General features: G+C 36.7%; 11 protein-coding genes. 7 read left to right on the top strand and 4 right to left on the bottom strand.

The window, feature by feature from the left end; translation table 11 throughout:
• Positions 1-102 precede the first annotated feature (102 nt).
• From cpu_RS09105 to cpu_RS09085, 5 genes are all read left to right on the top strand, one after another.
• The gene (locus tag cpu_RS09105; protein WP_234970227.1) at positions 103-2,046 is read left to right on the top strand and encodes an oxidoreductase; all 1,944 of its coding nucleotides are present in this window, start codon (positions 103-105) and stop codon (positions 2,044-2,046) included.
• Positions 2,047-2,691: 645 nt separating this feature from the next.
• The gene (locus cpu_RS14350) at positions 2,692-2,790 is read left to right on the top strand and encodes a hypothetical protein (protein ID WP_439951474.1); all 99 of its coding nucleotides are present in this window, start codon (positions 2,692-2,694) and stop codon (positions 2,788-2,790) included.
• Between the two features lie 30 nt (positions 2,791-2,820).
• Complete coding sequence (locus cpu_RS09095) at positions 2,821-4,071, top strand: 2-hydroxyacyl-CoA dehydratase subunit D (protein WP_075859701.1); 1,251 nt, start codon at positions 2,821-2,823, stop codon at positions 4,069-4,071.
• Positions 4,072-4,094: 23 nt separating this feature from the next.
• A complete protein-coding gene (locus tag cpu_RS09090; protein WP_075859699.1) occupies positions 4,095-5,726 on the top strand; it encodes an acyl-CoA dehydratase activase in 1,632 nt (543 codons plus the stop codon).
• 130 nt (positions 5,727-5,856) lie between these two features.
• Positions 5,857-6,603 (top strand): SDR family NAD(P)-dependent oxidoreductase, encoded by a 747-nt coding sequence (locus cpu_RS09085; RefSeq protein ID WP_075859698.1) that lies wholly within the window; start codon positions 5,857-5,859, stop codon positions 6,601-6,603.
• 291 nt (positions 6,604-6,894) lie between these two features.
• Here cpu_RS09085 and cpu_RS09080 read toward each other — a convergent pair whose 3' ends face one another.
• A complete protein-coding gene (locus cpu_RS09080) occupies positions 6,895-7,596 on the bottom strand; it encodes a 4Fe-4S dicluster domain-containing protein (RefSeq protein ID WP_143299315.1) in 702 nt (233 codons plus the stop codon).
• Between the two features lie 80 nt (positions 7,597-7,676).
• Positions 7,677-7,988, bottom strand: a complete 312-nt coding sequence (locus cpu_RS09075) for a pyridoxamine 5'-phosphate oxidase family protein (protein WP_075859696.1) — start codon at positions 7,986-7,988, stop codon at positions 7,677-7,679.
• Between the two features lie 291 nt (positions 7,989-8,279).
• Between cpu_RS09075 and cpu_RS09070 the strand changes: the two genes are divergently transcribed.
• Positions 8,280-8,819 carry a carboxymuconolactone decarboxylase family protein gene (locus cpu_RS09070; protein ID WP_075859695.1) on the top strand — a complete coding sequence of 180 codons (540 nt, stop codon included), beginning with the start codon at positions 8,280-8,282 and terminating at the stop codon, positions 8,817-8,819.
• A gap of 151 nt (positions 8,820-8,970) precedes the next feature.
• Here cpu_RS09070 and cpu_RS14285 read toward each other — a convergent pair whose 3' ends face one another.
• Positions 8,971-9,210 (bottom strand): helix-turn-helix domain-containing protein, encoded by a 240-nt coding sequence (locus tag cpu_RS14285; protein WP_200800672.1) that lies wholly within the window; start codon positions 9,208-9,210, stop codon positions 8,971-8,973.
• A 48-nt stretch (positions 9,211-9,258) separates the two neighbouring features.
• The gene (locus tag cpu_RS13815; RefSeq protein ID WP_200800671.1) at positions 9,259-9,672 is read right to left on the bottom strand and encodes a Crp/Fnr family transcriptional regulator; all 414 of its coding nucleotides are present in this window, start codon (positions 9,670-9,672) and stop codon (positions 9,259-9,261) included.
• A gap of 218 nt (positions 9,673-9,890) precedes the next feature.
• On the opposite strand from cpu_RS13815, the gene cpu_RS09060 reads away from it, so the two are divergent.
• Positions 9,891-10,466 (top strand): DUF1638 domain-containing protein, encoded by a 576-nt coding sequence (locus tag cpu_RS09060; RefSeq protein WP_075859694.1) that lies wholly within the window; start codon positions 9,891-9,893, stop codon positions 10,464-10,466.
• Positions 10,467-10,801 lie beyond the last annotated feature (335 nt).

The following is a 10,801-nucleotide window of genomic DNA, read 5'->3' as shown; positions in this document are numbered from 1 at the left end:
TAATTTCCAGTTTTCAAAGAACAATTTTTATAAAATCTAAACGGTTTTTATTACCGTTTAAAGATTATTTCTAAAATCATTATACGAGGGGGTAACATTTTGATGAGTGAAGTTATCTTTGAAAAGCTTTTAGAACCAATCCAGATTGGACCAATGAAGTTGAGAAACAGGATCGTTATGCCTTCGATGGTTACAAATTTTGCTGCCGCCGATGGGGCTGTTACTGAACGTTTTAAAGCCTATCATCAAACAAGAGCTAAAGGCGGAGTAGGTTTAATAATTGTTGAAGCAAGTTATGTTCATCCAACTGGAAAGGGATTTAAAAACCAATTAGGTATTTATAAGGATGAATTAGTACCTGGCTTGAGGAAATTGACTGAGGCAGTACACTTTTACGGAGCAAAAATTGCAGTGCAACTTTATCATGCCGGAAGACAGACAACTTCAAAAGTTACCGGAATGAATGTTGTTGCTCCTTCTCCTATTCCTTGTCCGGTTAAACAAGAAATGCCCGAGGAATTGTCTAAAGAGGAAATAAAAGAGTTGATTGAAGCATTTGGGCAAGCGGCAAGACGGGCTAAGGAGGCAGGATTTGATGCGGTTGAGATTCATGGGGCTCATGGTTATCTCCTTAATCAGTTCTTGTCGCCCTATAGTAACAAGCGAACCGATGAATATGGGGGGAACTTAGAAAACAGGCTGCGATTCCCCATTGAAGTAATTAAAAAGGTCAGAGAAGAAGTGGGGGAAGACTTTCCAATTATTTACCGCATGAGTGCAGAAGAATATGTTGCTGGAGGTATTACTCTTGAGGAGAGTAAGGTTATTGCTAAAAAGCTGGTGGAAGTGGGAATTGATGCTATTCACATTTCAGGAGGGGTTTATGAGTCATCGGCTATGATTATACAACCTGCAGCAATACCCCAAGGTTGTTTCATCGAAAATGCTGCGGCTATTAAGAAAGCGATTAACGGGGAGGTACCCGTAATTGTTGTTGGTCGGATTAAGGATCCGGTAATGGCTGAAGAAATCATTCGTGAAGGTAAAGCTGATTTAGTAGCTATGGGAAGGGCTCTGTTAAGTGATCCAGAATTGCCACGAAAAGTAGCTGAAGGTCGGATTCAAGAAATAAGAAAATGTATCGGTTGTAACCAGGGTTGTATTGACCGTTTATTTCAAGATATTGATATTACCTGCTTAGTAAATGCCTTAACCGGTCATGAAACCGAATTCGATTTAGAAACTACAGCAGAAAAAAAGAAGAAGGTGTTAGTAGTTGGCGGTGGTCCCGCTGGTTTAGAAGCAGCAAGGGTAGCAGCTTTACGGGGACATAAAGTTGTTCTTTATGAGCAAGAAGAGGAATTAGGTGGCCAAATGCGGATTGCTGCTATACCACCTCATAAAAATGAAATAAATGATTTGCTTAATTATTTAATAAATCAAGTAGAAAAACATGGTGTTGTAATTGAGAGAGGTAAAAAAGCAGAAATAGAGTTAATTAAAGAAATTAAGCCAGATGCGGTAATTGTAGCGACCGGTTCAGAACCAGTAATTCCCCAGATCCCAGGAGTTGAACGGGAAAATGTTGTTACTGCCCATGAAGTTTTAAATGGTTCAGCTAATGTTGGGCAAAAAGTGGTTGTTATTGGTGGCGGACTGGTAGGATGTGAAACAGCGGAATATCTTGCTGATCGAGGCAAACAGGTTATCGTTGTGGAAATGTTAGATGATATAGCGATGGATATTGGACTTTTAACTAAAGCCCTGTTACTTAAAAGGTTAGTTGAGAAGAAAATAAAAATATTAACAAAGAGCAAAGTCAAAGAAATTTTAGCAGATGGAGTTATTATTGAAAAGGAAAATGGAATGGAACAAATAACCGGTATTGATACGGTAGTAGTTGCTGTTGGATCGAAGCCAAAGAATGACTTACTGAAGCTTCTTGAAAGTGAAGGAATACCTGTTTATCCTATCGGAGACTGTGTCAAACCAAGGAAAATAATAGAAGCTATACATGAAGGTTTTCGGATTGCTTATAATTTGTAATTTAATCTCGCCATTTTACCCATAAAGATAAAAACCGCAACCAGATCGAAAGCCAGCTGTATGCCTGGATTGGGCCTGGAGCAGAAATCTTCTTGTAATGTCGGGAGACTACCAAGTTTCGGTTATGCAGGTTGCCCCAAGCTGGTCGTTGACCTTGAGACTATTCATGTTCTCGAATTCATTTCCCAAATGAACCCTCGGCTTGAGTATCAGGGAAATAAAGGGAGTATGGGATGGAATATTTCCTTAATCGTTAACTTCTATATTATGCCTCTAGGTACAGAGCCAGAGTAATGAACAAGGAATAGAGTTCACGGTTGTGTGGTTTCGGACAAACTGGTAGCCGAGTTGGAGAAAGAAGCTCAGGCTCCGGATAAAGGACGCTGGGCCCGACTGGACAGAGCGGCTAAGATGTATGCCTTCATGTGTTAGAGCCAAAAACTGTTAATTTTATAATTAAATGCAGTTTACCTTGTATTATGTGTTTGAAATAAATAGCGCAAACATTCCTGCTTTTAAGCAGGGTTTTTTCTTTTTAAAGGAATTTTGGAAAAGATGCCGAATAAGAAACAAAAAGGGCAAAAAGGGAAATAAAAGGCTTTCCAATGTCCATACCGTTACCTTAAATGGTATTAATGGGAAATAGTGAAGGTAGACATAAACCGCGGGATACCGAGGATGGAGGTAGTGAGCCTTCCCGATACGGCGGTCAAGAAAGCCCGGGAGCGGGTAAATTGGCGATAAAAAACTTGGGGATAAGAGGCAGTGATGAAAATGGATGTAGTTAGGTTTTACAGCAATATTATTAAAAGAAATATGGATAAACCTGAAAAAATAAATAAACTTATAAATTTTGGCCTTGCCACTGCTTATTACTATGTAAGCATTTTTAAAGATAAAAGGGGGCCCAATTCTTTACATTATCTAACTAAATACTGTATAAAAAGTATAAAAGATTCATTAGAAAATCCTCAAAATTCTGCCTGGGTAAACATTTTTTCACCCTGTGAGTTTTTAATTGCTCTGGATATAAAGCCCTTATTTATTGAAGCATATTCTTCTTTTATGTCAGGTTTTTTTATTGAAGATTATCTTATTGATACTGCCGAATCCAGGGGGATATCAAATACTTTATGTAGTTATCATAAAACTTTTATCGGTGCCAATGAGCTTAAAATTCTTAAAAAGCCAGAATTTATGCTAACCACTTCCAGCATTTGTGATGCAAACGTACCTACCTTCAGGTATCTTTCTAAAAAACAAAACGTTCCATTATATATTATCGATGTGCCTTATAAGTACTCTAAAGAAGCCGTAGCTTATGTAAAAAACCAGCTTCTAGAAATGGTGGAAAAACTTGAAGAAGTTTTTAAGAGAAAGCTTGATCTTGATAAATTAAGGGAAGTTGTAAAAATTGAAAATAAGACAAGAACCCTCATAAATAAGTATTTAAATTATTTAAAAGAAAAAACCCTTTTGATTCCAATGACTTTTGAAATGTATATGCTTTTTGCATCTCATATATTTATTGGGAGCAAAGAGATATTAAAGTTTTATGAAATGCTGCTCGACGATATAAAAAATGCTCCCCCAAGAAGTGGAAAAAGTATATTTTTTCTCCACCTTCTTCCTATATTTGAGAAAAACTTTCAAGATTATTTTAATTTTAGTAATGAATTTCATATTACTGGAAGTGATTTAAATTTTGATTATCTTGAGGAAATTGACGAAAAGGACCCTTTTCGCGGAATTGCTGCAAAACTTATTTTAAATACTTTCAATGGTGAAATGGAGAGAAAAGTTACCAGAATTAGAGAATTAATTGAAAAGATAAAACCAGATGGAATAATACAGTTTTGCCACCTTGGCTGTAAGCAGTCCATAGGTGGAACATTTATCATTAAAGAACTTGCGACAAAAATGGGTATCCCATTTCTTTATTTAGATGGCGACTGTGTAGATAAAAGAAATAACCAGATGGGGCAGAACAGGACGAGGCTGGAAGCTTTTCTTGAAATGCTTTAGTAATGCCCTTAGGGGGTGAAAACTTGGTAGGTTACGTTTGTAAATATACTCCGGTGGAAATTATCGAAGCTTTTGGAGAAAAACCGGTAAGGATTGAATCAGGATGTAAGTCTTATGAACGTGCCGAAGCCCTGCTTCATACAAATACGTGCAGTTTCGTGAAAGGAGTCTTGGAAAATATTATTGAAAATAATATTGAAGAAGTGATTTTAACCAGCTGTTGTGACAGTATAAAAAGACTTTATGATGTTTTAAAAGATAGAGTAAAATTTATCTATATTCTGGACCTCCCCAGAAAAAAAGATACTTTTGCGGTAGATGTTTTTTATAAAGAAATTATTAAATTTATAGATGCGTATAAAGCATTTAAGAAAAAAGGCTTTACCGTAGAAAATTTCTTGAAGATTTTAGAAGATAAATCATCCTTCAAAAAGACACAAAAATCATCTGAAAGTATTGCAATTTTAGGTGCAAGACTCAAAGATGATGTTGTAGAAAAAATTAAAAATTCCTGCTCAGTAAATATTATAAATTTTACATGTACAGGTGAAGACAGAATATTCAATATTGAATCAGAAGATAATTTATTAAAAGGCTATGCGGCATCGCTTCTTAATTTAACGCCCTGCATGAGAATGGCGGAAGATCGGAGTAAGTTCTTCTATAAAGACTTCAAGGGTATAATTTACAACACTATAAAGTTCTGTGATTATTATTCTTATGAGTATGCTGAAATGAAAAGTCAGTTAAATATCCCTTTTTTAAAAATCGAAACTGACTATACTGATTCTAACAGTGGACAGATTTTAACAAGGATAGATGCTTTTTTTGAAGCAACTGACATTAAAAAAATGGAACAAAAAAAAGCTAAAAAAGGATATTTTGCAGGAATTGACAGTGGTTCTACTTCTACGAATGTCGTGATTATTGATGAAAATAAAAACATAATATCATATTCTATTATACCAACGGGGCCTAAGGCGTTAGAGAGTGCCTTTAAAGCTTTTGAAATAGCATTAAACAATGCAGGAATTAAGGAAAAGGATATAACATCGATAGTAGCTACAGGATATGGAAGAGTAAGCATTCCCTTTGCAGAAAAAATGGTCACCGAAATTACCTGTCACGGTAAAGGGGCATTTTTTATAGACAATAGGGTAAGGACCGTTATCGATATAGGGGGACAGGATAGCAAAGTAATAAGGCTTGATGAGAGCGGCAATGTTATTGATTTTGTAATGAATGATAAATGCTCCGCCGGGACAGGCCGGTTTTTAGAAGTGATGTCGAGGACTTTAGGTATTTCAATACATGAAATGGCCAAAGTACATGCGGAAGTAAAAGAAAATATCACAATTACCAGTATGTGTACAGTATTTGCGGAATCGGAAGTAATATCTCTTATTGCTCAAAATAAGGATCAAAAGGATATAATCCATGCTCTTAACAAATCTGTGGCTTCAAAAGCAGTTTCCCTGGTTGACCGAATAGGAAGAAAAGGCAAATATATGATGACTGGTGGCGTTGCCAAAAATCAAGGGGTAGTTACGGCAATCGAAAGCAAGCTTGGGGAAAAACTTGTAATCCCCGCTGAACCTCAGATTATTGGTGCGCTTGGAGCAGCACTAATTGCCTTTGAAGGTACAAACGGATAACCTAAATAATTTTTGTATACACACATTTTATCCGTAAAGAAGGGCATAGAGAAAATGTAAGATTCCAGCGACCTTTTAATCTTTTCGACGCCTTCACTGAGACTTTAAAGACCTGGGAGGAGAGAGCAAGATGGGTTTCAAGGACAAAGTAGTGGTGGTTACAGGTTCCGGCCGGGGTATAGGACGAAGCATTGCCAAGATGTATGCCGAACATGGGGCGAAAGTGGTCATTGCCGACCGTAATTTTCAGGAAGCGCTGGAAACAGAGAGGCTTATCAGCGAGGAAGGCGGTGAGGCCATGGCGGTCCTGGCCGATGTCAGTAAGCCCGAGGACGTTATTACCCTGATGGAAAAGATTGAAAAGAGATACGGCAGATTGGATATTCTCATAAACAATGCGGGGTTCGGGTGCTGGAAGTCACCCTATGACCTAACTGTGGAAGAATGGGACAGCGTTATCAATACTAACCTGCGTGGCACCTTTCTGTGTGCCCGGGAAGCGGCGAAGATTATGAGAAAAGGCGGTGGAGGCGCCATAGTAAACATAGCCTCCACCAGAGCCATCATGTCCGAGCCCAATTCCGAAAGCTATGCAGCTTCAAAAGGCGGTATCCTTGCTCTCACTCATGCGCTGGCGATTTCTTTTGGCCCTGACCGCATAAGGGTTAACGCCATAAGTCCCGGATGGATTGAGACCGGGGAATATGAAAAACTCCGGGAAATTGACCACCTTCAGCACCCTGCCGGGCGGGTGGGAAAACCCGAAGATATAGCCCGGGCCTGTCTTTTTCTTACAGCCGAGGAGAATGGCTTCATTACAGGAGCAAATCTGGTGATCGATGGTGGTATGACCCGGAAGATGATTTATGAACCATAGAAAATATTTGCTTTTTTGAGCAGGTTTTTTCTTTTTAAAGGAATTTGGAAAATACGTCGAAGCTATTTTTAAGATTGGAAAAATGAAAGGGAAAAGGTTCTTGCCGGTATAAAAGTCTAAATGGAGTACAGTTATAAATAAAGATGAGTCCAAAGAACCAAATCAAAAGTATAATATTAGGTGCCATTGGGTTTAATGTGACCCTAAAGGAAATGATTCAGGTAATAGCCGCAACACAGTTACCTCCCATCTACGGCAAACCATGCTAGGTGTTCAGGTAAGTAGCTTATGTCAAATGTTCCTTTTCCCATTACAATTTTGCACAGGATATGGGCAAGCGGAAACACATAAACCACAACGTTTCCCGGAATTTACAACAAAAATATAATGAGCACATTTTTCCTTGTTAATTGTCCATCCGGTTTCCGGAGAATAATTTTTTTCCCAGTTTTCTAATGCACCAGTAGGACATATCTTTACACATCTCAAGCACTTTTTACAAAAATCACCAGTTAGAGGTTCATTATATGCTAATTCGGCAGTGGTAATTACACTTGCCAGACGTATCCGTGGTCCATAAGCAGGAGTAATTAAAAGGTTATTGATACCAAATTTCCCTAAACCGCAAAGAACGGCTGAATGTTTATGGGAAAAATCGCCTTTAAGACGTGAATAATCCCCAATAGCAGCTTCTGGGCCAAAGGGAATACTCTCAAATCCTCGTATTTCTAAAAAACGCGCAATTTTGTGTGCCGCTTCAAGTAAGATACGGTTTGCAACTTCAAATTCTATCATATATTGATTCCTGGTTTGAGGAAGGTTATTGATTGGCCCGTTATTAAGGTGGTAAGCAAAGGTTATTACACTACGAGCATTGTGTAAAAAATCCTTTGGACGGTGCCCTTCTGGTGCGTTTTCATAACGTATTGCCGGTGCAATACCAATTGCCGATAATTGCAATGTCTGACTAAATTTAAGTAACTCCTCAGTCAACAAAAGTATCACTTCCCCTTTTTAACGTTTAAATAACAGCACCGGCATAAATGCCGGTGCCTCCTTTTATAGCATGTATTTTACAGTAATTCCTCCGCTTTTTCAGCTTTAAATAAAACCTGTTGCTCCTCTATAGTGGCAGTTCCGATAAGTCTGTAACCTTTGGGTCCACCCTTACGAGTAGCAATTACTACTTGCATTTTCCCATTATCCTGAATATTCTGTTGCGTTGTTTTCATTTTATAGATGCCGAAAACAAGAGTATCATCTTCCCGGATTTCCTTTACTTGTCCTACCACAATCAGGTGCGGTTCTCCCTGGCGGGATACAGTAACGATAGGTATTATAGGGGCTTTGGGTATTAACATTTGAATTTCTTTTGTGATAACCATTTAAATTCACCTCCTTTTTGCGTTGTTTTAAATTAATATAAAGCAGTTGACAGGTGGAGGTTGTAAAATTTTTTACTTCATTTTAATTTTTTTTGAAATTTTTCATTGAAAGTAACCGTTTGCCTATCAGTATCGAAAGATTAAATAAGCTTTGCCGATAAGATGAATATTAACCATCTGTTGTTCAGTCAAAAAAATTAATCAAAAAAGTTAAATATTTTACAATTTAAGTTTTAAGTTTATTTATAATTGGAATCAGGTATAAAGTTATTTTAAAAAGGAGGAACAAAAATGGCGAGAGTTAAAATGATTGAAGTAACTGAGGCTTCTGGAAAAGTAAGAGAAGTATTCGAAGATATCAAAAAACATTTTGGCATGGTTCCTAATTTGTTTAAAACTTATGCATTGAAGCCCGAGATACTTGAGGCTAATTGGAACAAAGTCAAAGCAGTAATGATGCAAGGGGAGCTAAATAGAGAATTAAAAGAAATGGTAGCGGTAGTAGTTTCCCGCGCAAACGGTTGTAATTACTGCGTTAGAGCTCATAGTGCTGCCTTGAAAATGCTTGGAATCCCCAAAGAGACAATAATACAAATAATTGAAAATATCGATGACGCAAATATTCCTGCTGAATTAAAAAAAGTTTTGACTTTTGCAGTTAAAGCAACTAGAGAACCTAATAATATCTCTGAAGCCGAACTAAATGAAATCAAGGCTCTTGGATACAGTGATGCCCAGATTGTGGAATTACTTTCCGTTGTTGACCTGTATACTTCTTTCAATAAATTTTTAGATACCTTGCAAGTAGAGATTGACTTTCCTAGAATATAAAATACATTGTTACCGAAAAAATAGAAAAATAAGTAGGGAGGCTGAGATGACCCTCCGCCTCCCCAATAACTTCCAACCATACTGTTAAAAATGTAATTCTTTCTTCCAGCGTTCAATTAATCTTTTTGCAAAGAAAAATGCTTTTCAATAACTAAAAATCGTTTTTTGAAAAGTGCTTTTCAATACATGAGTCATTTTTTAAAATATACCACTTTCCCGAACGAGCTAAGATGCCTATATTCCGTAATTCTTTCAGAGCCTGTGCAACCATTACCCGCGATGCTCCAATCATATTAGCCAATTCCTGTTGAGTTATTTCTAACTCTATTACTGTTCCACTTTGAATTTTTCTGCCATATTCTTCAGCAAATTTATTTAATAATCGCAGCAATTTTTCTTTTACAGATATACCTATAACTCCGCTTACGTGTTGTGTAGTCTAATATAATTTTTGCCCAAGATATCTTATAATTTTTATGGCAAAATCAGGATTTTTTTTAAGTAAATCTTCAAACTGCTGGCGACTAAAACAACAGACCATTGCATCTTCCATAGCGACCGCACTAAAAATGTGTTCCTGGTCCAAATTTTGAAACAATGCAGTCTCGCCAAGTACTTCTCCAGGTCCAATAACGTCAAAGATTATTTCCCGCCCTTCGTCTGTAACCTGTACAAGTTTAAACTTACCTGCTTTAATTAAATATACAGTATTAACAGGGTCTCCTTGACAAAATAAAAAACTTTCCTTACTTACTCGCTTTTTTGAGGTGCTTAAACAAACATTAACGAACTCCGATAAGTCTAATCCTTGAAAAATTGGTAATTCTTTTAGACAGAGTAAACAACGTTTCATTTCTTTCACCTTTCTTCAATTTATAAAACAACATTTTACTCTCGTCAAGGTTTGAGCTCAAATAGCAGCAGCTGATATTTACTGTAGTTTGATTCGATTGAGTTTACTTAAATTGTAACTAAAAGAAGCAAATCCTAATGTAAAATTTTTTACACGTTTGCGCAAAAGTGCAAGCTTATAATATTACCATATAGAAATGTGTGGGAGGATTGGTAAAGATGTCAAAATGTCTTATTTGTTGCGGTATTTTACAAAAGGAGCTTGAACAAATCTTTAAAGAGATTGGGAACAGGAACAATGTGCCTGAACGTATATATCTTGAGCCTGCATTACATGTGGATTTTGATAAGCTAAAAACTGAATTAGAAAGTACTCTTGCAAATCAGCAAAAAAAGAGTGAAAAATTATTTCTTGTTTACGGATTACAATGTCATCCGGAGATGAAAGTGTTAGCTCAGAATTATAAAGCAACAGTAATACCGGCACAAAATTGCATAGATATGTTGTTGGGAGATAAAATAAATTTTGTAAATCAAGAAGCTAAAACTTTTTTTCTTACCCCGGGATGGCTTGAAAATTGGAAAAGTATTTTTATAAATGGGCTTGGCTGGGATAGTATTACCGCCCGTCAAAATTTTGGTTTTTATGAGCGAATCCTGCTCTTGGATACTGGAATAAAAACTTTCAAAGAAGAGGAAATTTTAGAATTTTTTGATTACACACAAATACCGATAGAAACTCATGAGATAAGTTTACATAATCTGCGTCAATTAGTTTTGGACACCCTGAAATAATATTACTCTGGAAAACTTTCATACACGTCCAAAGCATAGCCGTTTTGCAGTAATTACATCTACAGGGAGCTGAGGGGTTTTTAATTTTGAAAAGGCGGATACTTTACATCCCAATATGGGCAATCATATTTATTTCAAACTAAAGTACATCACATAATTATTCATTTATTACAAATGAAATGTGGATAAGTTCTGGAGCGAAAGTAACTTTTACCCATTCGTAAAAAATAAACATCAGTTTTTAAAAAGACCTACGGTAATATGTCAAGACCATGAGGTCAAAAATTTTCGAAGTTAAGACTTAAAAAAGGCAATAGAAAACCGTCCTGAATCCA

The organism is Carboxydothermus pertinax, assembly GCF_001950255.1.
Lineage (GTDB): Bacteria > Bacillota > Z-2901 > Carboxydothermales > Carboxydothermaceae > Carboxydothermus > Carboxydothermus pertinax.
The sequence above is the reverse complement of the archived record's forward strand: the minus strand, read 5'-3'. Positions and strand labels throughout refer to the sequence as shown.

What these genes read in the sequence shown, in the direction of transcription:
- cpu_RS09105 (WP_234970227.1), top strand. Translation starts at nt 103, where the DNA reads ATGAGTGAAGTTATCTTTGAAAAGCTTTTAGAACCAATCCAGATTGGA.
- cpu_RS09095 (WP_075859701.1), top strand. Translation starts at nt 2,821, where the DNA reads ATGGATGTAGTTAGGTTTTACAGCAATATTATTAAAAGAAATATGGAT.
- cpu_RS09085 (WP_075859698.1), top strand. Translation starts at nt 5,857, where the DNA reads ATGGGTTTCAAGGACAAAGTAGTGGTGGTTACAGGTTCCGGCCGGGGT.
- cpu_RS09075 (WP_075859696.1), bottom strand. Translation starts at nt 7,988, where the DNA reads ATGGTTATCACAAAAGAAATTCAAATGTTAATACCCAAAGCCCCTATA.
- cpu_RS09070 (WP_075859695.1), top strand. Translation starts at nt 8,280, where the DNA reads ATGGCGAGAGTTAAAATGATTGAAGTAACTGAGGCTTCTGGAAAAGTA.
- cpu_RS13815 (WP_200800671.1), bottom strand. Translation starts at nt 9,672, where the DNA reads ATGAAACGTTGTTTACTCTGTCTAAAAGAATTACCAATTTTTCAAGGA.
- cpu_RS09060 (WP_075859694.1), top strand. Translation starts at nt 9,891, where the DNA reads ATGTCAAAATGTCTTATTTGTTGCGGTATTTTACAAAAGGAGCTTGAA.